Origin of the sequence: Polaromonas sp. DSP2-3-2b2, from assembly GCF_049895905.1 — a bacterium.
In the GTDB taxonomy this organism is placed as follows: Bacteria; Pseudomonadota; Gammaproteobacteria; order Burkholderiales; family Burkholderiaceae_C; genus Polaromonas.
In genome coordinates, this window is sequence record NZ_JAFCTH010000009.1 from 13,084 (window position 1) to 38,583 (window position 25,500).

Annotated in this window: 23 protein-coding genes; 5 read left to right on the top strand and 18 right to left on the bottom strand. The window is 63.7% G+C overall.

Annotated features, from left to right (window positions below):
- Window positions 1-191: 191 nt before the first annotated feature.
- A complete protein-coding gene (rodA, locus tag ACP7AD_RS09575; protein ID WP_426146573.1) occupies window positions 192-1,346 on the bottom strand; it encodes a rod shape-determining protein RodA in 1,155 nt (384 codons plus the stop codon).
- 192 nt (window positions 1,347-1,538) lie between these two features.
- On the opposite strand from rodA, the gene ACP7AD_RS09580 reads away from it, so the two are divergent.
- From ACP7AD_RS09580 to ruvC, 5 genes are all read left to right on the top strand, one after another.
- Entirely contained in the window at window positions 1,539-2,123 is a 585-nt protein-coding gene (locus ACP7AD_RS09580; RefSeq protein WP_426146571.1) for a YqiA/YcfP family alpha/beta fold hydrolase, read from the top strand.
- A 104-nt stretch (window positions 2,124-2,227) separates the two neighbouring features.
- Complete coding sequence (locus ACP7AD_RS09585) at window positions 2,228-4,300, top strand: ribonuclease catalytic domain-containing protein (RefSeq protein ID WP_426146569.1); 2,073 nt, start codon at window positions 2,228-2,230, stop codon at window positions 4,298-4,300.
- 28 nt (window positions 4,301-4,328) lie between these two features.
- A complete protein-coding gene (locus ACP7AD_RS09590) occupies window positions 4,329-5,243 on the top strand; it encodes an energy transducer TonB (RefSeq protein ID WP_426146595.1) in 915 nt (304 codons plus the stop codon).
- 132 nt (window positions 5,244-5,375) lie between these two features.
- Entirely contained in the window at window positions 5,376-6,125 is a 750-nt protein-coding gene (locus ACP7AD_RS09595; protein WP_426146567.1) for a transglycosylase domain-containing protein, read from the top strand.
- 85 nt (window positions 6,126-6,210) lie between these two features.
- Window positions 6,211-6,759, top strand: coding sequence for a crossover junction endodeoxyribonuclease RuvC (gene ruvC / locus ACP7AD_RS09600; protein WP_426146565.1), 549 nt, complete (start codon window positions 6,211-6,213; stop codon window positions 6,757-6,759).
- 15 nt (window positions 6,760-6,774) lie between these two features.
- Here the strand turns inward: ruvC and ACP7AD_RS09605 are convergent, their stop codons facing one another.
- The 17 genes from ACP7AD_RS09605 to mraZ form a co-directional block, all read right to left on the bottom strand.
- Window positions 6,775-6,951 (bottom strand): hypothetical protein, encoded by a 177-nt coding sequence (locus tag ACP7AD_RS09605; protein ID WP_426146563.1) that lies wholly within the window; start codon window positions 6,949-6,951, stop codon window positions 6,775-6,777.
- A 31-nt stretch (window positions 6,952-6,982) separates the two neighbouring features.
- Window positions 6,983-7,906, bottom strand: coding sequence for a UDP-3-O-acyl-N-acetylglucosamine deacetylase (gene lpxC, locus ACP7AD_RS09610; RefSeq protein ID WP_426146561.1), 924 nt, complete (start codon window positions 7,904-7,906; stop codon window positions 6,983-6,985).
- Between the two features lie 145 nt (window positions 7,907-8,051).
- Entirely contained in the window at window positions 8,052-9,230 is a 1,179-nt protein-coding gene (gene ftsZ, locus ACP7AD_RS09615) for a cell division protein FtsZ (RefSeq protein ID WP_426146559.1), read from the bottom strand.
- 142 nt (window positions 9,231-9,372) lie between these two features.
- Window positions 9,373-10,602, bottom strand: a complete 1,230-nt coding sequence (gene ftsA / locus ACP7AD_RS09620) for a cell division protein FtsA (RefSeq protein ID WP_426146557.1) — start codon at window positions 10,600-10,602, stop codon at window positions 9,373-9,375.
- Window positions 10,603-10,606: 4 nt separating this feature from the next.
- Window positions 10,607-11,398, bottom strand: a complete 792-nt coding sequence (locus ACP7AD_RS09625; protein WP_426146555.1) for a cell division protein FtsQ/DivIB — start codon at window positions 11,396-11,398, stop codon at window positions 10,607-10,609.
- 8 nt (window positions 11,399-11,406) lie between these two features.
- Window positions 11,407-12,384: a D-alanine--D-alanine ligase gene (locus tag ACP7AD_RS09630; protein ID WP_426146553.1), complete on the bottom strand. Its 978-nt coding sequence runs from the start codon at window positions 12,382-12,384 to the stop codon at window positions 11,407-11,409.
- The gene (gene murC / locus ACP7AD_RS09635) at window positions 12,381-13,817 is read right to left on the bottom strand and encodes a UDP-N-acetylmuramate--L-alanine ligase (protein WP_426146551.1); all 1,437 of its coding nucleotides are present in this window, start codon (window positions 13,815-13,817) and stop codon (window positions 12,381-12,383) included. Before murC ends, ACP7AD_RS09630 begins: the two co-directional genes overlap by 4 nt.
- Complete coding sequence (murG, locus tag ACP7AD_RS09640; protein WP_426146550.1) at window positions 13,814-14,896, bottom strand: undecaprenyldiphospho-muramoylpentapeptide beta-N-acetylglucosaminyltransferase; 1,083 nt, start codon at window positions 14,894-14,896, stop codon at window positions 13,814-13,816. The genes murC and murG overlap by 4 nt, the downstream gene beginning before the upstream one ends.
- Window positions 14,893-16,146 (bottom strand): putative lipid II flippase FtsW, encoded by a 1,254-nt coding sequence (gene ftsW, locus ACP7AD_RS09645; protein WP_426146548.1) that lies wholly within the window; start codon window positions 16,144-16,146, stop codon window positions 14,893-14,895. The genes murG and ftsW overlap by 4 nt, the downstream gene beginning before the upstream one ends.
- A complete protein-coding gene (murD, locus tag ACP7AD_RS09650; RefSeq protein ID WP_426146546.1) occupies window positions 16,143-17,654 on the bottom strand; it encodes a UDP-N-acetylmuramoyl-L-alanine--D-glutamate ligase in 1,512 nt (503 codons plus the stop codon). The genes ftsW and murD overlap by 4 nt, the downstream gene beginning before the upstream one ends.
- Window positions 17,651-18,829 carry a phospho-N-acetylmuramoyl-pentapeptide-transferase gene (gene mraY, locus ACP7AD_RS09655; protein WP_426146545.1) on the bottom strand — a complete coding sequence of 393 codons (1,179 nt, stop codon included), beginning with the start codon at window positions 18,827-18,829 and terminating at the stop codon, window positions 17,651-17,653. Before mraY ends, murD begins: the two co-directional genes overlap by 4 nt.
- Window positions 18,819-20,219: a UDP-N-acetylmuramoyl-tripeptide--D-alanyl-D-alanine ligase gene (locus ACP7AD_RS09660; protein ID WP_426146543.1), complete on the bottom strand. Its 1,401-nt coding sequence runs from the start codon at window positions 20,217-20,219 to the stop codon at window positions 18,819-18,821. Before ACP7AD_RS09660 ends, mraY begins: the two co-directional genes overlap by 11 nt.
- Window positions 20,216-21,715, bottom strand: a complete 1,500-nt coding sequence (locus ACP7AD_RS09665; protein WP_426146542.1) for a UDP-N-acetylmuramoyl-L-alanyl-D-glutamate--2,6-diaminopimelate ligase — start codon at window positions 21,713-21,715, stop codon at window positions 20,216-20,218. Before ACP7AD_RS09665 ends, ACP7AD_RS09660 begins: the two co-directional genes overlap by 4 nt.
- Window positions 21,712-23,448, bottom strand: coding sequence for a peptidoglycan D,D-transpeptidase FtsI family protein (locus tag ACP7AD_RS09670; RefSeq protein WP_426146540.1), 1,737 nt, complete (start codon window positions 23,446-23,448; stop codon window positions 21,712-21,714). Before ACP7AD_RS09670 ends, ACP7AD_RS09665 begins: the two co-directional genes overlap by 4 nt.
- Window positions 23,441-23,752, bottom strand: a complete 312-nt coding sequence (gene ftsL, locus ACP7AD_RS09675) for a cell division protein FtsL (RefSeq protein WP_426146538.1) — start codon at window positions 23,750-23,752, stop codon at window positions 23,441-23,443. Before ftsL ends, ACP7AD_RS09670 begins: the two co-directional genes overlap by 8 nt.
- A gap of 34 nt (window positions 23,753-23,786) precedes the next feature.
- A complete protein-coding gene (gene rsmH, locus ACP7AD_RS09680) occupies window positions 23,787-24,707 on the bottom strand; it encodes a 16S rRNA (cytosine(1402)-N(4))-methyltransferase RsmH (protein ID WP_426146536.1) in 921 nt (306 codons plus the stop codon).
- Between the two features lie 6 nt (window positions 24,708-24,713).
- Window positions 24,714-25,142: a division/cell wall cluster transcriptional repressor MraZ gene (gene mraZ / locus ACP7AD_RS09685; RefSeq protein WP_426146534.1), complete on the bottom strand. Its 429-nt coding sequence runs from the start codon at window positions 25,140-25,142 to the stop codon at window positions 24,714-24,716.
- Between the last annotated feature and the right edge of the window lie 358 nt (window positions 25,143-25,500).

The window sequence follows — 25,500 nt, forward strand, 5'->3', positions numbered from 1 at the left end:
TGTAGGCAGTGTCACCCGGCAGTGCCGGCCAAAGGGCTGATGGCCGGAGGTCGAAAGCAACACGGTGTGTGCGGAACGTGGCACTTCCCAGCCAGCCGGGGCCACGGAACCGGCTTTGCCGGGCCGTAGGCGCAACAGCCCCCTCGGGGGGCAGCGCAGCACACGAAGTGGCAAGCGTGGGGGCTACATCCCTATGTTTGAACAAGCCGCTTGGCTTTGGCCACCGACATCAGCATGCCCAGCGCCAGCCCCAGCGTCACCATCGCCGTGCCGCCGTAACTGATGAAGGGCAGCGGCACGCCCACCACCGGCAAAATGCCGCTGACCATGCCCATGTTCACAAAAGCATAGGTGAAGATAATCATCGTCAGCGCGCCGGCCAGCAGCCGTGAGAACAGCGTGGGCGCATCCATCGCAATCGCCAGGCCACGAAAAATCAGGAAGATGAAGCCGCTGATCAAGAGCAGGTTGCCGACCAAGCCGAATTCCTCGGAATAGGCCGCAAAGATGAAGTCGGTGGTGCGCTCGGGAATGAACTCCAGGTGCGTCTGGGTGCCGGCCATGAAGCCCTTGCCGAACACGCCGCCCGAGCCAATCGCGATCATGCCCTGGATGATGTGAAAACCCTTGCCCAGCGGGTCGCGCGACGGGTCGAGCAGCGTGCAGATGCGCTGCTGCTGGTAGTCGTGCAGCACCGGCCAGCGCATGCCGTCGGCGCAGAGCATCGGCTCATACCAGACGATCAGCGAAATCCCGACAACGCCTAGCAGCACCGGCGGAAGAATCAGCTTCCAGCTCAGGCCGGCAAAGAAGATCACCGCCAGGCCGGCGGCCATCACCAGCAGCGAGGTGCCCAGGTCGGGCTGCTTCATGATCAGCCCCACCGGCACGGCCAGCAACACCAAACCCACGGCGAAATCGAAGGGCCGCAACTGCCCTTCGCGCTTCTGGAACCACCAGGCCAGCATCAGCGGCACGGCAATCTTCAAAATTTCGCTGGGCTGGATCACCACCCCGAGGTTGATCCAGCGTTTCGCGCCCTTCTTGGTGATGCCGAACAGCAGCACCGCCACCAGCAGTGCCACACCGGTGACATACAGCGGCACGGCAAAAAACATCAGCTTTTGCGGCGGAACCTGCGCCGCCACGAACATGATGGCGCCGGCAATCAGCATGTTGCGGCCATGGTCGGCAAAGCGCGTGCCGTGGTCGTAGCCCGACGAATACATGATCAGCAGGCCGGCGCAGGCCAGCAGAAACACGGCGAACGCGAGCAGGCCGTCAAAGCCCTGCAGCAGGGGCAGGGTTCGCTTGTAAAAGGATGGTTGGTCAAAAACGGCGGACATGGCCGCGATTATCGGCTAGCCGGCCAGCTGCCTGAAAGCTCAGGGACCCATATCCGCCGGGACTGCATCGCTATTAAAAAAAATAGCTTGTCGCGCCCGCCCCATCTGCGCAAACGGCCTATTTGATGCTCAATTTTAAAGATGCCAGTATCCGAGCGCCTTGCGCGTGCAAAGGGCGTTTACCATGGACCCATGCCCGTCACCCACCTGCTGTACCTGCACGGCTTTCGCTCGTCGCCCCAATCGGCCAAGGCTCAAAAAATGGCCTCGCTGGTGGCCACCCGCCACCCGTCGGTGCGCTGGTGGTGCCCGCAACTGCCGCCCTCGCCGCAGGACGCCATGGCGCTGCTTCAAACCGGCCTGGCAGACTGGCCGGCTGAATCCATGGCGGTCATCGGCTCGTCGCTGGGCGGCTTCTACGCGACGGCGGTGGCCGAGCGCCAGGGCTGCAAGGCGGTGCTGCTGAACCCGGCGGTCGATCCGGCGCGTGATCTGGCGAAGTACATCGGCGAGCAGACCAACTGGCAGAACCCCGACGAACATTTTTTCTTTGAAGCACGCTTTGTCGATGAACTGCGCGCGCTGCAGGCGGGACCGTTGAAGATGCCGCAAAACTTCCTAGCCATCATTGCCAAGGGCGACGAAGTGCTGGACTGGCGCGAAATGGCGGCGCGCTATGCCGGCGCCAGCGTGCGCCTGCTCGAAGGCGGCGACCATGCGCTGAGCGACTTCGACGTCCATGTGCCCGTCATCCTGGAATTCCTGGACCTGGCTTGAAACCAGCGGCGGCTTGCCTGATTACACTAGCCGCACGCCCCGCAAGGGCCATTTCCCAGCATTACCCAGCCCCACCCAGCACCCCCAGGCCAAAGGATTTCGTTGTGTTTGTATTGTTTGAAGAAACCGGCAAGTTCCTGGCCGGCCGGATTTTGTCGGAAGCCGATAGTTCGCTGCAGGTCGAACTCGACTCGGGCAAGCGCGTCAAGGTCAAGGCAGCCAATGCGCTGCTGAAGTTCGAAAAACCCGCGCCCGCCGAATTCATTGCCGCCGGCCAGCGCCTGGTTGAAGAAATCGACCTGGACCTGGCCTGGGAATTCGCCAGCGACGAGGAATTCGGCTTTGCCGAACTGGCGCGCGAGTATTTCAGCGCTGACGCCTCCAAGCCGGCGTCAAGCGAGCAGCAAGCCGCCGCGCTGTTCGCTTTGTACGACGCGCCGCATTATTTCCGCCGCGCCGGCAAGGGCCGCTTCAAGAAAGCACCGCCTGAAATCCTGCAGCAGGCGCTCGCCGCCATCGAAAAGAAAAAGCAGATCGTTGCGCAGATTGCTACGTGGGCCGACGAACTGGGCCAAGGCCAGTGCCCGGCGCCGATTCGCGACCAGCTCTACAAGATACTCTTCAAGCCCGACAAGAACAGCGCCGAGTACAAGGCCGTGGTCGATGCCTCGCGCGCCACGCACACCGCGCCGCTCGACCTGCTGCAAAAAGCCGGCGCCATCGCCTCGCCCTACCAGTTCCACTGGAAGCGCTTCCTGTTCGAGAACTTCCCCAAGGGCACGCGCTTTCCGGAACTGCAGGCGCCGCCCGTCAAGGACGAACTGCCGCTGGCCGATGTCCGCGCCTTCTCCATTGACGACTCCAGCACCACCGAGATTGACGATGCGCTGTCGATTCAAGGCCTGGGCAGCGGCTTCGTCACGCTGGGCGTTCACATCGCCGCGCCCGGCCTGGCGGTGCTGCCGGGCGGCCCGATTGACGCGGTCGGCCGCGCGCGCATGTCCACCGTGTACATGCCCGGCTACAAGCTGACCATGCTGCCCGACGACGTGGTGCAGGCCTACACGCTGCAGGAAGGCCGCAACTGCCCTGCCCTGTCGCTGTACCTGACGATGGACGAGGCGACGCTGGAAATCACCGCCAGCGTGACCCGGCTGGAGCAAGTGCCGATTGTGAGCAACCTGCGCCACGACGCGCTGGACAACACCTTCACCGAAGCGTTCTTTGAAGCCGCGCAAGTCACCGCGCCGGTCGATGTGCAGTGGGGCGTGGAAATGACCTTCCTGCACCGGCTGGCCCGGCACCTGAAGGGCCAGCGCGAAATCGTTCGCGGCAAGCCCGAGAACTTCAACCGGCCCGACTACAACTTCAAGCTCGACAACCCCACGAGCGGCGAGCCGCAGGGCGACGAGATAGTGAGCATCAGCACGCGCCAGCGCGGCGCGCCGCTCGATTTGATCGTCGCCGAGGCGATGATCCTGGCCAACAGCACCTGGGGCCAGTGGCTGGCCGAGCATGGCGTGCCGGGCATCTACCGCAGCCAGGCCAGCATGGCGCCGGGCGTGAAGGTGCGCATGGGCACCAAGTCGCTGCCGCATGCCGGTCTGGGCGTGAAAAGCTATGCCTGGTGCACCTCGCCGCTGCGCCGCTACACCGACCTGGTGAACCAGTGGCAGATCATCGCCGTCACCAAACACGGCCGCAGTGCTGCGCTGGTCGCGCCCTTCAAGCCCAAGGACGCCGACCTGTTCTCGGTGATTTCATGCTTCGACGCGGCCTACAGCGCCTACAACGGCTTCCAGTCGGGCATCGAGCGCTACTGGACGCTGAAATACCTGGAGCAAAACGGCATCACCGAACTGACGGCGACCAGCTTCAAGGACAACCTGGTGCGCGCCGACGACTTGCCGCTGGTGCTCGGCGCGATGGGCGCGCAGGGCCTGCCGCGCGGCGCGCGGGTGCGCGTCAAGCTGGGCGCGATTGACGAGATCACGCTGGACGTTTTCGGCACCGTCATCGAGCGGTTCGACACCGAAGCCCTGGACGCCAGCAGCCCGCTGCCCGCCGACGAAGGAGAAAACGGCGAAGAGGAAATCGTCGCCGGACCGATTTCCATTGCCGTGGACATGGACGAGGCAGCTGCAGACGCCGAACCGGCTCCCGCTGCGGCAGTCTGAAGCCGAACCGATGTCCAGCGCGCCACCGATGGCAGGCACCCGGCATTGCGCCGTCCTGCCGAAACCTGGCCCGCCGCTGGTGAAATCCAGATCGCCCAGCACGCTGCAGGTGGCGCTGGGCATTTCGCTGGCCGTGCATGCCGCGCTGCTGGCGGTCAGGATCGTCGATCCGGAGCGCTTCAACCGCGTGTTCCAGGACACGCCGCTGGAGGTGATCCTGGTCAACGCCAAGTCCAGCGACCCGCCGGACGCCAACGCCAAGGCGATTGCGCAGGCTTCGCTGGCCGGCGGCGGCGCGCTTGAAAGCGGCCGGCCCACCTCGCCCCTTCCGCCTTCGCTGGTGGCCAAAACCGGCGACTCGCCCGAAGATGAAAACGAGCGGCGGCAGGTCAAGTCGCTCAAGGAGCAGCAAAGGGAACTGCTGCTGCAGACCCGAAAGGAACTGGCCGCCTTGGCACCGCCCGACCTGAGCGTGCCGTCCAGCCTGCGCGCGCAGTCCGAGCAGGAGGAAAAGCGCCGGCAACTGGTCAAGCTGCTGGCCGAAATTGAAAAAAGCATCAATGAAGACAGCGCCCAGCCGACCCGGCGCTACATCAGCCCATCGACCCGCGAAGCGGTCTACGCGGTGTACTACGATGCGATGCGCCGCAAGATCGAGAAAAAGGGAACGCTGAACTTTCCGCAACTGGCCGGGAAAAAGCTCTATGGCGAGCTGACCATGACGATGATGGTGAACGCCGACGGCCAGGTGCTGGCGACCGAGGTGGTGCAAGGCTCGGGCAACCCGCTGCTGGACCGCTGGGCGCAAAGCCTGGTGCAGGGAAGCGGGCCTTTCGAGCCGTTCAGCGAAGCCATGCGCGGCAAAGCCGACCAGATCGTGGTGGTGTCGAGCTTCAATTTTGGACGCGATGACAGCCTGGAAACGAAGCTGACCAACCGCTGAGCCCAGGCGCGGCGCTTGCATTGAAAAATATGAAAGAGATTGACCCATGACCCGCGACCACGCGCCAGCAGCGCCTTGCCTGGCGCCCGGCAACCCGACGCCAATCAACATCGGCGCGCCGACACGGCGGGCATGAAGGCCTTTTGGCGACTGCTGGTGCTGGCCTTGGGGGCCGGCCTGGCGCTGCAGCTGTATTTTGCGGGGCGCATTGCGCTGATGCGCTTCGTCGATCCGGAATCGACCGCCTTCCAGCGCTCGGAAGTCTGGGCAGTGGCCCGCCACACCGGCACCCTCAAATGGCGCCAGCAGTGGGTGCCGTATGCGGAAATCTCCAGCCACCTCAAGCGCGCCATCATTGCCTCGGAAGACGCCGGTTTCGTGCTGCACGAGGGCATTGACATGGACGCGCTGGAAAAGGCCTGGGAGAAAAACACCCAGGCCGAGGAACGCGCCGTGCAATCGATCAGCCGGCTGGCCGAGGGAAAGTCGAAAGCGCCGCTGCTCAAACCGCCCAAGATCGTCGGCGGCTCGACCATCACCCAGCAGCTTGCCAAGAACCTGTTCCTGTCGGGCGAACGCACGCTGCTGCGCAAGGGCCAGGAGCTGCTGCTGACGCTGATGCTTGAAGCGCTGCTGGGCAAGCAGCGCATCCTGGAGATTTACCTCAACAACGTCGAATGGGGCGAAGGCGTTTTTGGCGCCGAGGCCGCTGCCCAGCATTACTACCGCAAGCCGGCCGCGCGCCTGAACGCCATCGAGTCGGCGCGGCTGGCGGTGATGCTGCCCCGGCCCAAGTATTTTGAAACCCATACCGGCTCGGGCTACCTGGCCTCGCGCGCCCGGACCATCGCGGCGCGCATGGGCGGCGTGGAAGCGCCCTGAACGCCTGTCTTTTTATAACTTTTCAAGACTTTTCATGCTTTTGCGCATACTCCGCCTGCGCAAGCAGCTACTAAATTCATAGCATATGCATATATTGGGAATTGATCCGGGTTTGCTGATCACCGGCTTTGGCGTGGTGGACATGGACGGCCCGCACCTGCGCTACGTCGCCAGCGGCACCATCAAGACCGCGCACCTGGACAAAAAAGACTTGCCGGGCCGGCTGAAGGTGCTGTTCGACGGCGTACGCGAAGTGGTGCAGCGCTACCAGCCCGAAGCGGCGTCGGTCGAGATTGTGTTTGTCAACGTCAACCCGCAGGCCACGCTGCTACTGGGACAGGCGCGCGGCGCGTGCATCACGGCGCTGGTGTCCAACGATCTGCCCGTGGCCGAATACACCGCGCTGCAGATGAAAAAGGCCGTGGCAGGCTATGGCAAAGCCGGCAAGGCGGAGGTGCAGGAAATGGTCATGCGCCTGCTCAAGTTGCCTTCATTGCCGGGAAAGGATGCCGCCGATGCGCTGGGGCTGGCCATCACGCATGCGCATGTGGGCGCGGCGATGGCGCGGCTGGCGCAGGCCAGCGAAGCCAGCGGCAAGATGAGCAGCCTTTACCGGGCCGGGCGCAGCCGCTGACAGGCTGCGGCGCTCTCAAGCCACCCGCTCCAGAATCAGCACGCCGAAAAAGCCGAAGGCTGCAATCAAGGCCCACTTCAGGGTCACCCAGCCGTAGTGCCTGAAGCGCAGCTGCCCGGTGCCGGCGTAGAACATGAAGCACACCAGCGACGCCAGCAGCGCGAACAACAACATCCAGCGAAAAAGCAGCATGGCCTGAACTCCGGTTGGTTAAGGACTGGAATTACCAGGCGCGCGCCAGGGTGGCAAAGCCCTTGGGCGCATTTTTTTCGTCGTCGAACGTGGCGATCTCGTAGGCGTCGGGATGCGCCAGCAACTCGCGCAGCAGCTTGTTGTTCATGGCATGGCCAGAGCGAAAGGCGCTGTAGGCCCCCAAGAGCGGCTTGCCCAGCAAGTACAGGTCGCCCATGGCGTCAAGGATCTTGTGCTTGACGAATTCGTCGTTGTAACGCAAGCCTTCGCTGTTCAGGACCTTGTAGTCGTCCATGACGATGGCATTGTCAAGCCCGCCGCCGAGCGCCAGGCCGTTGGCGCGCATCATCTCGACATCCTTGGTGAAGCCGAAGGTGCGCGCGCGGGCGATGTCCCGGCTGTAGGCGCCGCTGCCCATGTCGAACTCGACACGCTGGCCGGTCGAGTCGACAGCCGGGTGGTCAAAGTCGATCTCGAAGCTCAGCTTGTAGCCTTCGTAGGGGGTCAAGCGCGCCCACTTGACGTTGGCGCCTTCGCCTTCACGCACCTCGACCGGCTTGAGGATGCGCACGAATCGCTTGGGCGCGTCCTGCAGAGCAATGCCGGCGGACTGCAGCAGGAACACGAACGACGACGCCGAGCCGTCCAGGATCGGCACCTCTTCAGCCGTGATGTCGATGACCAGATTGTCGATGCCCAGGCCAGCGCAGGCCGACATCAGGTGCTCGACGGTCAACACCTTGGTGCTGCCGCTGGAAATGGTCGATGCCAGCCGGGTGTCGGTGACGGCTTCGGGCGAAATGACGATGTCCACCGGCTGCGGCAGATCGACGCGCCGGAACACGATGCCGCTGTCGGGCGGCGCCGGCCGCAGGGTCAGCTCGACCCGCTGGCCGCTGTGCAGCCCGACGCCGACCGCCCGGGTCAGGGATTTGAGGGTTCTTTGAGCGAGCATGTCGTATTTTAAATTGTCAGGCGCGTAGCGCCACTGCCAAGCCTGCCAAGCCCATGCGGCAGGCTGGCCTGCAACAGATGCAGCCTGGCCAAATAACAGTCCGTGCACCCCGGCCCGCCATGGCAGGCCGGGGCGCATGCGGGCATTAGTCCGCCTGGCGGCGCAAGAAGGCAGGAATCTCGAAGTCGTCCATGCCGCCCGATGCCAGCGCATCGACCTTGGCAGCCGCCTGGGTGCGGTTGGTGCGCCACACGCTGGGAACGGCCATGTTGCCGTAGTCAGGCTGCTTCAGGCCCTGCGCGCCGCCAGCATTCTGGCCGGCGCCGCGCAGCACTTGCAGCGGCGCGACATTGCTGCGCACTTCCTGGCGGCTCAGGCCGGTCGCCACCACGGTGACGCGGATGTCGTCGCCCAGCTCGTCGTCGTAGGCGGTGCCGTAGATCACATGCGCATCGGGCGATGCATAGGCGCGAACGGTGTTCATCGCCAGCTTGGACTCGTTCAGCTTGAGCGAACCCTTGGCGGCCGAGATCAGCACCAGCACGCCCTTGGCGCCCGACAGGTCGATGCCTTCGAGCAGCGGGCAGGCCACGGCCTGCTCGGCGGCAATGCGGGCGCGGTCGGGGCCGCTGGCGCGGGCCGTTCCCATCATCGCCTTGCCAGGCTCGCCCATCACGGTGCGCACATCCTCGAAGTCGACGTTGACGTGGCCGGGAACATTGATGATCTCGGCAATGCCGCCGACGGCGTTTTTCAGCACGTCGTTGGCATGGGCAAAGGCTTCGTCCTGCGTCACGTCGTCGCCCAGCACTTCAAGCAGCTTTTCGTTCAGCACGACGATCAGCGAATCGACATTGGCTTCGAGCTCGGCCAGCCCGAGGTCGGCATTGGTCATGCGGCGTCCGCCTTCGAAGTCGAAGGGCTTGGTCACGACGCCGACCGTCAGGATGCCCATTTCCTTGGCCACGCGGGCAATCACGGGCGCCGCGCCGGTGCCGGTGCCGCCGCCCATGCCGGCGGTGATGAACAGCATGTGCGCGCCGCTGATGGCGCTGCGGATGTCGTCCACGGCCAGTTCGGCGGCTTCGCGGCCTTTTTCAGGCTTGCTGCCGGCGCCCAGACCGCTCTGGCCCAGCTGGATGTTCTTGTGCGCGGTGCCACGGTTGAGCGCCTGCGCGTCGGTGTTGGCGCAGATGAATTCAACGCCCTGCACGCCGCACTGGATCATGTGGCCGACGGCATTGCCGCCGCCGCCGCCGACGCCAATCACCTTGATCTGCGTGCCTTGGTTGAATTCCTGGATTTCAATCATTTCGATACTCATGGGGAGCCTCCTGTTGGGGTAAATCGGGTGGGTGAATGCATGTCAAATTTTTTGCGAAACATGGCGGGTCAGGCCGGTGGATCGGCGCCTCCGCAATAGGTTCGGCGCCAGTGGCGACCGAAAAATCTTGCAATGCGAGTCATCAAAAATTCCCCACGAACCAGTCCTTGACCCGGCCAAAGGCGCTGTGCACGCTGCCGGCCTTCTGCGCCACCTTGAAGCCGCGCATGCGCGCCAGCCGGGCTTCTTCGAGCAGTCCCATGACGGTGGCGGCCCGGGTCTGGGCGACCATGTCGGACAGCGCGCCGGTATAGCGCGGCAAACCGCGCCGCACCGGCTTGAGAAAAATGTCTTCGCCGAGTTCGATCATGCCGGGCATCATGGCGCTGCCGCCGGTGATGACGATGCCCGAGGACAGCACTTCCTCGTAGCCCGACTCGCGGATCGCCTGGTGGACCAGCAAATAGATTTCCTCGACGCGCGGCTCGATCACGCCGGCGAGCGCCTGCTTGCTGAGCATGCGCGGGCCGCGGTCGCCCAGACCGGGCACCTCGACCTGGGTGTCGGGGTCCGCGAGCAACTGCTTGGCGCAGCCGTTTTCGACCTTGATGTCCTCGGCGTCCTTGGTCGGCGTGCGCAGCGCCATGGCGATGTCGCTGGTGATCAGGTCGCCGGCAATCGGGATCACGGCAGTGTGCCGGATGGCGCCGCCGGTAAAAATAGCCACGTCGGTGGTGCCGGCGCCGATGTCAACCATCGCCACGCCAAGCTCCTGCTCGTCGGGCGTGAGCACCGACAGGCTCGACGCCAGCGGATTGAGCATGAGCTGGTCCACGTCGAGGCCGCAGCGCCGCACGCACTTGATGATGTTTTCAGCGGCGCTTTGCGCGCCGGTCACGATGTGCACCTTGGCTTCCAGGCGCAGGCCGCTCATGCCGATGGGCTCGCGCACATCCTGGCCGTCGATGACAAATTCCTGCGGCTCGACCAGCAGCAGCCGCTGGTCGGTCGAGATGTTGATGGCTTTGGCGGTCTCGATCACGCGGGTGACGTCGGCCTGGGTCACTTCCTTGTCCTTGACGGCCACCATGCCGCTGGAATTGATGCCACGGATGTGGCTGCCCGTGATGCCGGTGAAGACGCGGCCGATCTTGCAGTCGGCCATCAGTTCGGCCTCTTTGAGCGCCTGCTGGATGCTGTGCACGGTGGCGTCGATGTTGACCACCACGCCGCGCTTGAGCCCCTGGCTGGCGGCGATTCCGAGGCCGGCGAGCTTGAGCTGGCCGCCGGGCATGACCTCGGCCACCACGACCATGATCTTGCTGGTCCCGATGTCCAGCCCCACCACGAGATCTTTATATTCTTTGGCCATTCATTTACCTTTTCTTTTTCTTGTCGTCTTGGTCACTGATCTCGCCAGTGGTGACGCCCCTGAGCTTGAGCGCATAGCCGGTGCCATAGCGCAGGTCGGCGGACTCCACATCGCGTCCGAACCGGGACGACACTTGCGTCACGGTGTCGACAAAGCGCCGGGCACGCGCCTGGACTTCAGCCTGCGAGCCGTGGCCGAGTTCAATCACCGCGCCGCTGTCAAGCTGCGCGCGCCAGCTTCCCAGCTCGCTCAGCTGCAGTTGCTCCAGCACCGCATCCATCTCTTCAAACAGCGCAAGCAGTTGGTAGTAAGCCTGCAGCACCTGAGGCGCCTGGCCCTTGGGCCCGTTCAGCAGCGGCAGCTCCTCGTTTTCGACATCGCCGGGATTGGCGTCGAACACTTCGCCGTGGTTGTTGACCAGCCGGGCTTCGCCCTCGGGTCCCCAATAGGCGACGGCCTTGTGCTCAAGCAGCACGACCTTCAGGCGGTTCGGGAATTCGCGCTGTACCACGGCCCGGCGAACCCAGGGAACGGACTCGAAGGCCGCGCGCGTGGATTCGAGGTCAACCGTCAGGAAATTGCCGGTCAGTTTGGGCGCCACATTGGCGCGCAGGGTGACGGCATTGTTGTGCGTCAGGTCGCCGCCGACACGGATGGTGCTGAGGTTGAAGACGGGCTGTCGCACCAGCCAGGCCATGCCGAGCGCCAGCACCATGGCGCCAAACACAAGACCCAGGAGCACCGAGACGGTGTTCATGAGCCTGACGTCCGGCGGCAGGGCAACTGGCAGTGGCATGGTGCGGCTCACGACAGTGTTCCGTCCTGCGGCTGGCAATCAAGCGCTGCGGTTTGCAGCACCTGGACGCACAGCGCTTCATAGGAAATGCCCGCCGCGCGCGCGGACATGGGCACCAGCGAATGCCCGGTCATTCCGGGCGAGGTGTTGATCTCCAGCAGGTAGGGCTTGCGCGTGGCCTGGTCGATCATCACGTCGGCGCGGGCCCAGCCCCGGCAGTTCAGCGTGCGAAAGGCCTGCAGCACCAGTTGCTGGATGGCCTGCTCTTCGCCGGCCGGCAGGCCGCAGGGCACCAGGTATTGCGTGGTGTCGGTGAAATACTTGTTCTGGTAGTCGTAATTGCCTTCGGGCGCGACGATGCGGATCACCGGCAGCGCCCGGGCGAGCACGCCGGTGCCCAGCACCGGGCAAGTCACCTCGTCGCCACTGACAAACTGTTCGCACAGAATGTCGGCATCCATCTTTTCGGCCAGCGCCACGGCAGCCGCCATGCCGCCCTGCTGCGTGACCTTGGTCAGCCCCAGCGAGGAGCCTTCGCGCGCCGGCTTGACGATCAGCGGCAGGCCGAGCATGTCGACCACCGCATCGACCTCTGCCGGACCGTACCCGCCCCGGCGCAGCAGCACATAGCGCGGTGTGGGCAGGTTTTCGGACAGCAGCACGCGCTTGGTCATGACCTTGTCGATGGCCATGCTCGACGCCATGACGCCCGAGCCGGTGTAGGGAATGCCGAGCAGTTCCAGCGCGCCCTGCACCGTGCCGTCTTCGCCGAAGCGGCCATGCAGCGCGATGAAGCAGCGGGCAAAACCCTCTTTCTTCAGGTCGCCCAGATCACGTTCGGCCGGGTCGAAGGCGTGGGCGTCAATGTCTTGCGAGCGCAGCGCTTCCAGCACGCCGTGTCCCGACATCAGCGAGATTTCACGTTCGGCGGAGCGCCCGCCCATCAGGACGGCGACCTTGCCGAAGCTGGAAAGGTGGGCGTTCATGCGCATTGCCCTTCCAGCACGGTGAGTTCCTGGAGTTCAAGCATGGCGACGACACGGGCAGGCACCTGCCCGATGGAGCCGGCGCCCATGCACATGACCACATCGCCACCCAGCGCCGCATCCAGGATGGCCTGGGGCATGGCTGCGATGGCGTCAACGAACACCGGCTCGACCTTGCCGGCCACGCGCAGCGCGCGCGCCAGCGAGCGGCCGTCAGCCGCCACGATCGGCGCTTCGCCAGCGGAATAGACCTCGGTCAGCAGGACCGCGTCGGCATGGCTGCTGATGATCCTGACGAAATCCTCGAAGCAGTCGCGGGTGCGGGTGTAGCGGTGCGGCTGGAAAGCCAGCACCAGCCGGCGTCCCGGAAAAGCGCCGCGCGCTGCCGACAAGGTAGCCGCCACTTCGACCGGATGGTGGCCGTAATCCTCGATCAGCGTGAACCGGCCGCCGTCCTTGGCGGGCAGGTCGCCGTAGCGCTGGAAGCGCCGGCCCACGCCGGTGAAGTCAAGCAGCGCTTTTTGCACGGCGGCGTCAGGCACGTTGAGTTCCGCCGCAATCGCAATGGCGGCCAGGGCATTGAGCACGTTGTGCTGGCCGGCCAGGTTCAGCACCACGTCCAGGTCGGGCAGTTGCACACCATTGCGTCGCTGCGCGGTGAAATGCATTTGCGCGCCGACCGCGCGCACGTTCACGGCGCGCACCTGAGCATCCTCGTTCAGGCCATAGCTGGTGATGGGGCAGGACATCTGCGGCACGATGTCACGGACCACCGGGTCGTCGGTGCACAGGACCGCCGTGCCGTAGAAAGGCATGCGGTGCAGGAAATCGACAAAGGCCTTTTTCAGGTTGCCAAAATCGTGCCCGTAGGTTTCCATGTGGTCGGCGTCGATGTTCGTGACCACCGCCATCACGGGCAGCAGGTTCAGGAAGGACGCGTCCGATTCGTCGGCCTCTACCACGATGTAGTCGCCCGAACCCAGCTTGGCATTGGCGCCGGCGCTGTTGAGCTTGCCGCCAATGACGAAGGTCGGGTCCAGCCCGCCTTCGGCCAGCACACAGGCGACCAGGCTGGTGGTGGTGGTCTTGCCGTGGGTGCCGGCAATGGCGATGCCCTGCTTGAGGCGCATCAGCTCGGCCAGCATCAGGGCGCGCGGCACGACCGGAATGAGTTTTTCGCGCGCGGCCAGGACTTCGGGGTTGTCCGACTGAACCGCGGTGGAAGTTACCACCGCATCGACATTGACCAGGTTGTCGGCGGCATGACCGACAAAGGTCTGGATGCCGAGTCCGCCCAGGCGCTGCAGCGTGCTGCTGTCCGACAGGTCGGAGCCCGAAATCACATAGCCCAGGTTATGCAGGACTTCGGCAATTCCGGACATTCCCGCGCCGCCGATGCCGATGAAATGGATGTGCTTGATGGCGTGCTTCATCGCGCAAGCTCCTCGCAGGCGGCAACAAGATGGATCGTGGCGTCTATTTTTTGCATGTTTTTGGCTTGTAGCGCAGACTGGACAAGCGCAAGGCGCTCTGTTTTTTGTAGCATTATCGCAAGTTTTTCTGGTGTCAGGTCATGTTGTTGCACCAGCCAGCCGCCGCCCTGCGTGACCAGAAATCTTGCGTTGGCGGTCTGGTGGTCATCCACCGCAGACGGAAAGGGAACAAACAACGCTGCAGCACCAACGGCGGCAATTTCGGTCACCGTGCTGGCGCCCGCGCGGCAGATGATCAGGTCGGCATCGGCAAAGGCCTGGGCCGTGTCCTCGATGAAAGGCGTGAGTTCAGCGTCCACGCCGGCGGCCTGGTAATTGGCGCGCAACGCTTCTAACTGGCGGGCGCCGCTTTGGTGCGTGACGCGGGGGCGCTGCAAAGCCGGAATCAACGCCAGCGCCTTGGGAACGAGTTCATTCAACGCCGTCGCGCCCAGGCTGCCGCCCACCACCAGCACCTTGAGCGGCCCGCGCCGCTGGGCAAAGCGCGCGGCAGGGTCAAGCTGCCGGGTAAACGCCGGACGCAGCGGATTGCCGACCCATTCGGCATTTTTCAGCACGCGCGGGAAAGCGGTGAAGACGCGGTCGGCCACGCGGGCCAGCAGCTTGTTGACCAGGCCGGCCACAGAATTTTGTTCATGCAGGATCAGCGGCTTGCCCAGCAGCACGCTCATCATGCCGGCGGGAAAGGCGATGTAGCCTCCCAGGCCCACGACCACATCGGGCTTGACGCGGCGGATGACCTGCACGCTCTGCCAGAAGGCCTTGAGCAGGCGCAGCGGCAGGAAGGCCAGGGTCACAGGCCCTTTGCCACGGACACCCGAAAAATCAATCGCCTCGAAGGCAAAGCCGCGCGGCGGCACCAGCTGGCTTTCCATGCTGGGGCGATCCGCGCTGCCCTTGCCGCCCAGCCAGTGAACGCGCCAGCCGCTCGCGCGCAGGGCTTCGGCCACGGCCAAGCCGGGAAAGATATGGCCGCCGGTTCCGCCGGCCATGACCAAAGCGCAGCGCTGCCGGCTCATACGCGGCCTCCGCGCATCAGCACACGGTTCTCATAATCAATCCTGAGCACCACCCCCAGCGCGATCAGGTTCATCACGATGGCCGAGCCGCCATAGCTCATCAGCGGCAGCGTCAGGCCCTTGGTCGGCAAGGCGCCGAGGTTCACGCCGATGTTGATAAAGGTCTGAAAACCCATCCAGATGCCGACGCCCTGCGCCACCAGTCCGGAAAACAGCCGGTCCAGCGCGATGGACTGGCGGCCGATGTGCATGATGCGGCGGATCATCCACAGGAACAAACCGATGATGACCAGCACGCCGATGAGGCCGAATTCCTCGCCAATCACGGCCATCAGGAAGTCGGTGTGCGCTTCAGGCAGCCAGTGCAGTTTTTCGATGCTTCCGCCCAGCCCGACGCCAAAGATTTCACCCCGGCCAAAGGCAATCAGCGAGTGCGACAGCTGATAGCCCTTGCCCATCGAGTACTTTTCGTTCCACGGGTCCATGTAGGCAAAAATCCGCTCGCGCCGCCATTCGCTGAACATCACCATCATGCCGAAGGCCACCACGACCACCGCTGAAATCACGAAGAACATGCGCGCATTGACGCCGCCCAGGAAAAGAATGCCCATGGCAATGACCGAGATCACCATGAAGGCGCCCATGTCGGGCTCGGCCAGCAGCAACACGCCGACGATGCCCACGGCAAAAGCCATCGGCAGCACGGCGCGAAAGAAGCGTTCCTTCACCTCCATCTTGCGCACCATGTAGTTGGCGGCATACAGCAGCACGGCAAATTTGGCCAGCTCCGACGGCTGGAAGTTCATGACGCCGAGCGGAATCCAGCGCCGCGCGCCATTGACCCCCTTGCCGATGAAGGGCACCAGCACCAGCGCCAGCAGCACCAGCGATCCCATGAACAGCCAGGGAGCGTATTTTTCCCAGGTCGACATGGGAATCTGAAACGCCAGATAAGCTGCAATCGACGCGATCAGCAACGAGAACAGATGTCGTGTCAGGAAAAAAGTGTGGGCATAGCGCGCAAACTTGGGGTTGTCGGGCATGGCCACCGAGGCCGAATACACCATGATCAGGCCCGACAGCAGCAAGGCCACGGTGACCCAGACCAACGCCCAGTCAAGCCCCGCCAGCCGGACTGGTGTGGCGAGCTTGGCCGGAAGGCTGCGGCCGCCCAGGCGCACCGGCAAGGCCTCCGAGGCGGCCTTGCCGAAGCCTGAAAACCAGCCGGAACGACGCAGTTTGGCAGTCACAGCACCGCTCCCTGTTCCACGGCGAGTTCCTGCACCGCCTCGCAAAAGACCCGTGCGCGGTGCTCGTAGTTGTCGAACATGTCAAAACTGGCGCAGGCCGGCGACATCAGCACCGCGTCACCCGCATGCGCCTGCGCGGCGGCCAGGCTGACAGCTTGTGCCATGGACGCAGCTTCCAGCAGTTCGACCTGGCGGCCTTCCAGTGCGGCGCGGATGGCCGGCGCATCACGGCCGATCAGCACGACGGCCCGGGCATAACGCGCCACCGGGTCGGCCAGCGGCGAGAAATCCTGGCCCTTGCCTTCGCCACCCAGGATCAGCACCAGACGGCGATCAGCGCCCAGGCCGGCCAGCGCCGCCACCGTAGCGCCGACATTGGTGCCCTTGCTGTCGTCAAAGTATTCCACGCCTTCCAGTACCGCTACCGATTCGACCCGGTGCGGCTCGCCCCGGTACTCGCGCAGGCCATGCAGCATGGGCGCCAGCGGACAACCCACGGCGACAGCCAGGCCGAGCGCGGCCAGCGCATTGGTGGCGTTGTGGCGGCCGCGAATCCGCAGCGCTTCGAGCGGCATCAGGCGCTGGATGTGCAGCACCGCCTCTTCGGCCTTGCGGCGCTTGAGGGTCTCGTCGGCCTCGGCCGCGCGCACCAGCCATGCCATGCCGTTGACCGTCTGGATGCCGTAGTCGCCCGGCCGCCGCGGCTCATCGCCCCCGAAGGTCAGGAAGTTCCGGGTTTGCTTGCCCTTGACGAGCGCAGGCAGTGCCGCCATCACCAGCGGGTCATCGCGGTTCAGCAGCATGAGGCCGGCGTTGCCATAAACATTCGCCTTGGCGGCGATATAGGCTGGCAGGGTTTCATGCCAGTCGAGGTGGTCCTGGGTGATGTTCAGGACGGTTGCCACGCCGGGCTCGAAATTCTTGACCCCGTCGAGTTGGAAACTGGACAATTCGAGCACCCACACGTCAGGCAGCGCCAAGGCTTCATCACGGGCTTGCGCATCGAGCTTTTCGGCCAGGGTGTCCAACAGCGTCGGGCCGATGTTGCCGGCTACCGCCACCGATTTTCCGGCGCGCTCGATGAGTTGACCCGTCAGCGAGGTCACGGTGGTTTTGCCGTTGGTGCCGGTGATGCCGATGAGCTCGGGCGCATAGGCCCGGTCTTCCTTCAGGTCGGCCAGCGCCTGCGCGAACAGGCTCAGTTCGTTGCCACAGGGAATGTCCTGCGCGCGGGCTGCCGTCGCCACGCCGCTGATGGAAGCGGGTGACAGGCCGGGGCTTTTCAGCAGCATGCTGAAATTTTCACCGTCCAGCAGTTCGCCATGCATGGCGGCATGGACGAACCGGGCGTTCGGCACGCTGGCCTGCAGGGCGGCGAGTTGCGGCGGCGCGGGCCGTGTATCGGCCACGGTGACACGGGCACCGCAGCGCGCGCACCAGCGCGCCAGCGCCAGGCCCGAAGCGCCCAGCCCCAGAACCAGAATGTTTTGATTCGCCAGGTTTTTCATCTCAGTTTCAGCGTGGAAAGGCCGACCAAGCACAGCAGCATGGTGATAATCCAGAAACGCACGACGACCTGGGTTTCCTTCCAGCCGCATTTTTCAAAATGGTGGTGCAGCGGCGCCATCTGCAGCAACCGCCGCCCCTGGCCGTAGCGCCGCTTGGTGTACTTGAACCAGGTCACCTGGAGCATGACCGACAGCGCCTCGACGACAAAAATCCCGCCCATGATGGCCAGCACAATTTCCTGGCGCACGATGACGGCGATGGTGCCCAGCGCCGCGCCCAGCGCCAGCGCGCCGACATCGCCCATGAAGACCTGCGCCGGATGGGTGTTGAACCACAGGAAGGCCAGCCCGGCGCCCGCCATGGCAGCGCAAAAGATCAGCAGTTCGCCCGATCCGGGAATGTGCGGGAAAAACAGGTATTTGGAATAGACCGAGCTGCCGGTCACATAGGCGAACACGCCCAGCGAAGAGCCGACCATCACCACCGGCATGATGGCCAGTCCATCAAGCCCGTCGGTCAGGTTGACGGCATTGCTCGAACCGACGATCACCAGATAGGTCAGGATCACAAAGCCGAACACGCCCAGCGGATAGCTGATTTCCTTCATGAAGGGCAGCAGCAGGCCAGCCTTGGGCGGCAGGTTGACGTCGAATCCCGACCGCACCCAGCTGACGAAAAGTTCCAGCACGCGCATGTTGGAACTTTCGGAAATGCTGAACACCAGGTAAAGCGCGGCAATCAGGCCGACGACCGACTGCCAGAGGTATTTATCGCGCGAGCGCATGCCCTCCGGGTCCTTGAGCACCACCTTGCGCCAGTCATCGACCCAGCCGATGGCGCCGAAACCCAGGGTGACGAGCAGCACGATCCAGACAAAGCGGTTGGACAGGTCGAACCACAGCAGCGTAGAAATGCCGATCGCCATCAGGATCAGGACACCGCCCATGGTCGGCGTGCCGCTTTTGCTCAGGTGGGTCTGCATGGCGTACTCACGGATCGGCTGGCCAATCTTGAGCGAAATCAGCCGGCGAATCACGAACGGGCCGGCCAGCAGGCCGATCAACAGCGCGGTAAGCGCGGCCATCACGGCGCGCAGGGTCAGGTACTGGAACACCCGCAGGAATCCCAGGTCAGGCGAGAGGGTCTGGAGCCACTGGGCCAGGCTAAGCAGCATGAGGCGCTTTCTTGTCTTCTTTTTGTAAATCGTCGCCAGCGGCCATGACCGCCTGAACCACGCGCTCCATCTTCATGAACCGCGAACCTTTCACCAGCACGCTGGCGACGTGCGGCAGTTCGTCCGCCACGGCGCTGATCAGTTCAGCCATGCCGGTGAAATGGCGGCTTTCGCCAAATGCGGTGCCGGCGCCCTGCGACTGCTCGCCCAGCGTGAAAAGCTTTTCGATCCCCAGCGCACGGGCATTTCGGCCGGCTTCGCCATGGAACTGCGGCCCCTGGGTGCCGACTTCGCCCATGTCGCCCATGACCAGCAGGCGCGGACCGGGCAGTTCGGCCAGCACCTGGAGGGCCGCCTGCATCGAATCGGGATTGGCGTTGTAGGTGTCGTCAACCAGCGTCACCGCGCGCCCCGACAGCGGGACCGACAAGGCGCGCGAGCGCCCCTTGACCGGCATGAACGCCGAAAGGCCGGCGCTGATGAACGCCAGCGGAACGCCGGCGGCCAATGCACAGGCCGTCGCCGCCAGTGCATTCTTGACATTGTGCCGGCCGGCGATATGCAGCGTAAACGCCAGCAGACCCGACGGCGTGCTGGCATCCACCTGCCAGTCATCGCCACTCCAGTGCGCGATGGCCGTCACATCGGCCGGCCCTTCAAGCGCAAAAGTCATGACCTTGCGAACGCCCGCCAACCGCCGCCAGACGGCGGTGTAGACATCGTCCGCAGGAAAGACCGCTGTGCCCGAGGCATCGAGCGATGCCAGCACCGAGCCGTTTTCCAGCGCGACGGCTTGCACCGTAGCCATGAATTCAAGGTGTTCGCGCTGGGCATTGTTGACCAGCGCCACCGTGGGCCGGACCAGGTCGGCCAGGTAGGCGATTTCGCCGGGGTGGTTCATGCCGAGTTCAACCACGCCAACCTCGTGCGCAGCACGCAGGCGCAGCAGTGTCAACGGCACACCGATGTCGTTGTTAAGGTTGCCTTCGGTCGCGAACGCCGCTTCGGGCTTCCAGGCCCGCAGAATCGCCGCGATCATCTGCGTGACCGTGGTTTTTCCATTGCTGCCGGTCACGGCAATCAGCGGCAGGCTAAATTGCGAACGCCAGGCGGCGCCGATCTGACCCAACGCCACGCGGGTGTCGGCGACTTCGATGCCAGGCAGACCATCGTGCGCCAGGCCATGCTGCACGATGGCTGCCACGGCGCCTTCAGCCCTGGCTTGCGGCAAAAAGTCATGCGCGTCGAAATGCTCGCCCTTGAGCGCCACAAACAGGTCGCCCGGCCGCAGGCTTCGGGTATCGGTATGAATCCGCAGGGGAGCGACGCTGCCGTCGCCCACCACTCTGGACGCTGGCAACCAGGCTGCGATCTGTTCCAGGCGCTTCATGCGGCCTCCTTGGCCTGGCGCCCGGCCGCTATGACATTCAGGGCGGCCTGCGCCTGGTCCCGGTCGGAAAAAGCCATCTTCACACCCTTGATCTCCTGGTAGTTTTCGTGCCCCTTGCCGGCCAGCAGGACAATGTCCTGCGCTTGGGCCAGCGCCAGCACATGGACGATGGCGGCATGCCGGTCCGGCTCTGTGTGCGCAGCCTGCGGCTGGCCCAGGCCCTGTTGCATCTGTTCAATGATGGCCAGCGGGTTCTCACTTCTGGGGTTGTCGCTGGTCAGCACCAGCTGGTCGGCACTTTTTTCTGCCGCCGCCGCCATCAGCGGTCGCTTGCTGGCGTCACGGTCGCCGCCGCAGCCAAAAACACACCACAGCCTGCCGCCCCGGCCCTGCGCCACCGGCCTGAGCGCCAGCAGCACTTTTTCCAGCGCATCGGGCGTGTGCGCATAGTCGATCACGACCAGCGGCAGGCCAGACACCGCCAGGGTTTCGGTCCGACCGGGCACCGGCAACAGGTCCACGCAGGCCGCGACCGCATCGGCCAGTGGCACCTCCATCGCCCGCAGGCTGGCCATGACGCCCAGCAAGTTCGACACGTTGTACAGGCCCACCATGGTGGTTGTAATCGTGTGGCGCTCTGCCCCTTCCACCACGTCAAAGCTCAAGCCCTGCGCGCCCTGTCGGATCGCCTGCGCTTCAAGCCGCGCAGGACCGGCACATGACACGCTCCAGATATCCAGCGACGTTGGCGTCAGCGCCTCTGCCAGCTCCAGACCCTTACGATCGTCGATATTGATGACCGCCGCCCGCAGGCCCGGCCAGTTGAACAGCGCTTTCTTGGACGCCCAGTAAGCGTCCATCGACGCGTGGTAATCAAGATGGTCCTGGGTGAAATTGGTGAACACCGCGACCTGAAGATGCGTTGCGTCCAGCCGCCGCTCCTCGATGCCTATCGACGAGGCTTCCAGCACGCAGGCGGAAAAGCCTTTGCTGGCGAAAAGGCACAACTGCTGCTGAAGCAGCACCGGGTCTGGCGTCGTCATTCCGGTGGAAACCATCGCACCGGGCGTGCCAATCCCCAGCGTTCCGACCAGTCCGCAAGGGCGCTGCAGCCGGCCAAGTGCCTGCGCCAGCCACCAGGCGGTGGATGTCTTGCCGTTGGTTCCGGTGATGGCAACGATCTGAAGCTGCTCGCTGGGCGCGCCGAAATACGCTGCAGCAATCGCTCCGGTGGCAGCCTTGAGGCCTTCGTAGGTCGCCACCCGGTCATCATTGAAGCCGTAAGCCTGAACGCCCGCGTTCTCGACCAGGCAGGCGGCCGCGCCGGCTGCCAGGGCGGCCTTGACATACTGACGGCCATCGGTGGCAGCCCCCGGCCATGCGACGAAGCCGTCGCCCTGGCCCGCCTGGCGGCTATCGGCCCACAGCGTGCCGGTCACGCGCTCATGCAGCCAGCGCGCAGCCTGCTCCGGGGTGTGAAGCTGGACGGTGGTCAAAACGACTCCTCCACGGTCTGCGTGATGATTTGCGGGATCACGCTGACGTCGGGCTGCACGCCCATCATGCGCAGCGTTTGCTGAACCACTTCGCTGAACACCGGAGCGGCGGCAATGCCGCCAAAATATTTGCCGTCGCTGGGCTCGTCGATCATCACTGCGACGATGATGCGCGGCGATTCGATCGGCGCCATGCCGGTAAACCAGGCGCGGTACTTGTTGCTGGCGTAACCCTTGCCGACCTGCTTGTGCGCCGTTCCGGACTTGCCGCCCACCGAATAGCCCACGGTCTGGGCCAGCTGGCCGGTGCCGCCGGGTGCCGCGGCCATCTGGAGCATGCGGCGAACTGCGTGGGCGTTCTCGGCAGAAAACACCTTGACGCCAACCGCCGGCTCATTTTTCTTGAGCATGGTGACCGGAATGATCTGGCCATCGTGGGCAAAAGAGGTATAGGAATGCGCCATCTGGAACAGCGATGCCGACAGCCCATAGCCATAAGCCATGGTGGCCTGCTCGACCGGTCGCCAGGTTTTCCAGGGTCGCAGACGGCCCGACACGGCGCCGGGAAACTCGATCTGCGGCTTCTGCCCGTAGCCCAGGGCGACATAGGTGTCCCACATTTCGTGGGGCGTCATTTTCTGGGCGATTTTCAGCGCGCCCACGTTGCTGGACTTCTGGATCACGCCCTCGACGGTCAAGGTGCCGTAATTATGGGTGTCGCTGATGGTGAAGCCGCCGATGCTGAAGCGGCCGGGACCGGTTTCAATCAGGGTCTTCGGCTTGATGCGCCCGGCCTCCAGCGCCATGGCGACCGTGATCGGCTTCATCGTCGAACCGGGCTCGAAGGTGTCGGTCACGGCACGGTTGCGCAGCTGCTCGCCGGTCAGGTTCTGGCGCTTGTCGGGAACATAGCTTGGGTAATTGGCCAGCGCCAGCACCTCGCCGGTGATCGAGTCAATCACCACGACGCTGCCGGCCTTGGCCTTGCGTGCAATCACCGCATCGCGCAGCTTCTGATAGGCAAAAAACTGCACCTTGCTGTCAACGCTGAGCTGGATGTCCTTGCCGTCCACAGGCGGAACCTGCTCGCCAACGCCTTCGACCACGCGGCCGAGCCGGTCCTTGATGACACGCCGCGAACCCGCCTTGCCCGACAGCGCCTGGTTGAAGGTCAGCTCGATGCCTTCCTGCCCCTTGTCTTCCACATTGGTGAAACCAACGATGTGGGCGATGGTTTCGCCCTCGGGGTACTTGCGCTTGTATTCCTTGCGCTGGTAAATGCCGGGAATGCCGAGTTCGCTGATTTTTCGGGCAACCGGTTCTTCCAACTGGCGCTTGACCCAGACGAAGGTCTTGTCCTCGTCGCTGAACTTCTTTTTCAGCTCGGCCAGCGGCATTTCCAGCAATTTGGCCAGTTCGGTCAGCTGGGCGGGACTGGCCTTGACGTCTTCAGGAATGGCCCAGATGCTGGAGGCCGGAACGCTGGAAGCCAGGATCAGCCCGTTGCGGTCCAGGATGCGGCCACGGTTGGCGGGCAGCTCCAGCGTTCGGGCAAACCGTACTTCACCCTGGCGCTGAAAAAATGCATTGGCATACACCTGAATATAGGCTGCCCTGACCGCAAGACCGGTGAACGCCAGCGCGATCAGGGCCACGATGAGCTTGCTGCGCCAGACCGGGGTCTTGCTGGCCAGCAAGGGGCTGGAGGTGTAGAGAACGTTTTTTCTACTCATGCTGCGCCTTCTGACCGGCAGCGGCCGCCACATCGGCTGCGGACTTGTACTTGACGTACTCGGTAATGGCCGGCGTGGTGGTCCGCATCTGCAGCCGCTCTTTGGCCAGCTTTTCGAGCTTCAGCGGTGTGGCTTCCGCGCGTTTTTCCACCTGCAACCGCTCGCTTTCGGTTTGAATCTTGCGGCCCTGCGCCGCCGCCTTTTCAAGTTCTACGTAAAGACGCCGCGACTCGTACTGGGTTTGCACCAGGTACAGCGCGCTGGCCAGAACCGCCAGCAGCAGCACGAAATTCAGGCGGCCCATGGCCTGCCTCCTGTGCCGACGGCGAAAACGTGGCTCATGCGGCTTCTCCGGTGCGTTCGGCGACACGCATCACGGCGCTGCGCGAGCGCGGATTGCCGGCGACTTCTTCGTCGCTGGGCTTGGTGCGCCCCAGCGCCTTGAGTTGCATGACCTTGGGCGCGGCAAAAGGCGCGCGCCTGTCATACACCTCGCGCGAGTGCGCCGCCATGAATTGCTTGACGATGCGATCCTCAAGCGAATGAAAACTGATCACCACCAGGCGCCCGCCGGGTTGCAGAACCTTCAGCGATGCCTTCAGCGCCTGCTCCAGTTCTTCCAGCTCGGCATTAATGAAAATCCGCAGCGCCTGGAATGTCCGCGTTGCCGGGTCCTTGCCCGGTTCGCGGGTCTTGACGGCGCTGGCCACCACATCAGCCAGTTCAGCTGTGGTGGAAAGCGGGCCGGATGCCTGTCTGTGCCGATCAATCGCCCGGGCAACCAGTCCGGCAAAACGCTCCTCGCCATAGTCGCGGATGACTTCGGTCATGGACTCAATCGAAGCGTCCTGCAGCCACTCGGCCACGCTCTGACCGCGCGTGGTGTCCATGCGCATGTCCAGCGGGCCTTCATTGCGGAAGGAAAAACCGCGCTCCGGATTGTCGATCTGGGGGGAACTCACGCCCAGGTCCATCAGCACGCCCGCGATGCTGGCCTGCGGCATCTGGTCGAGGTGCATGAAACCCTGGTGGCGGATGGAAAAACGCGGGTCATCGATGGACTGCGCCTCGGCAATCGCGTCAAGATCCTTGTCAAAGGCCGTCAGGCGGCCGAGGGGCGACAGTTGCGACAGCAACAGGCGCGAGTGTCCGCCGCGACCAAACGTCGCGTCGATGTAATGCCCGTCCGGGTTGACCTGAAGCGCCGTGATGGCTTCGTTCAACAGGACGGTGCGGTGTGTCCATGTGGCCTTCACCATCTACTTTCAGAAAGAAAAATCTTTAAACACATCGGGCATCTCACCCTTCATCTGCTCGGCTTCCTGGGCCGCATAAGTCGCAGCGTCCCATAGTTCGAAATAGTTGCCCATTCCCAGCAATACCGCGTTTTTGCTGATTCCAGCGGCCTTGCGCAGCTCAGGCGAAACCAGGATGCGGCCGGTTGCATCCATCTCAACGTCCATCGCATTGCCCAGAAAAATTCGTTTCCACCATTGCGCCTGCATGGGCAGCGAAGCAATCCGCTCGCGAAATTTTTCCCACTCGCTCAAAGGAAAAATCATGAGGCATCCATGGGGGTGTTTAGTGAGGGTGAATCGGCCGGAATAATCTGCGCCCAGCGACTCACGATGGCGCGCAGGCACGGACAGCCGGCCTTTGGCATCGAGAGCGAGAAATGACGCACCTTGTAACAATTTTTGAACCCTCTACCGACACTTTCCACCACCGAACTGCACATTTTCCCACTGTATCAGGGAACCCCCCGCCAACCCGGAATTTGACACAAATTATTTCAATGAAATCAATAGCTTAGAGGGTTAAACGAAAGCTGCTGAACGATTTAAAGTTGTTTTGTATGAATCACTTGGCGCAGATATTGAAGGTTGCACATTAAGACCCTCAAGCTTGTGGGAATATCGCTGAAGCAGCGACATGAAAGGCATGGTTGCCGTGTTTGACCTTTTGCAGCCGTCCGCCACCAGAGAGATGCAAAAAGTGCATCACCGCTTCCATGAGCAGCCTGGCTGTCAGCCTTGAATCCTCAAGCCTTAA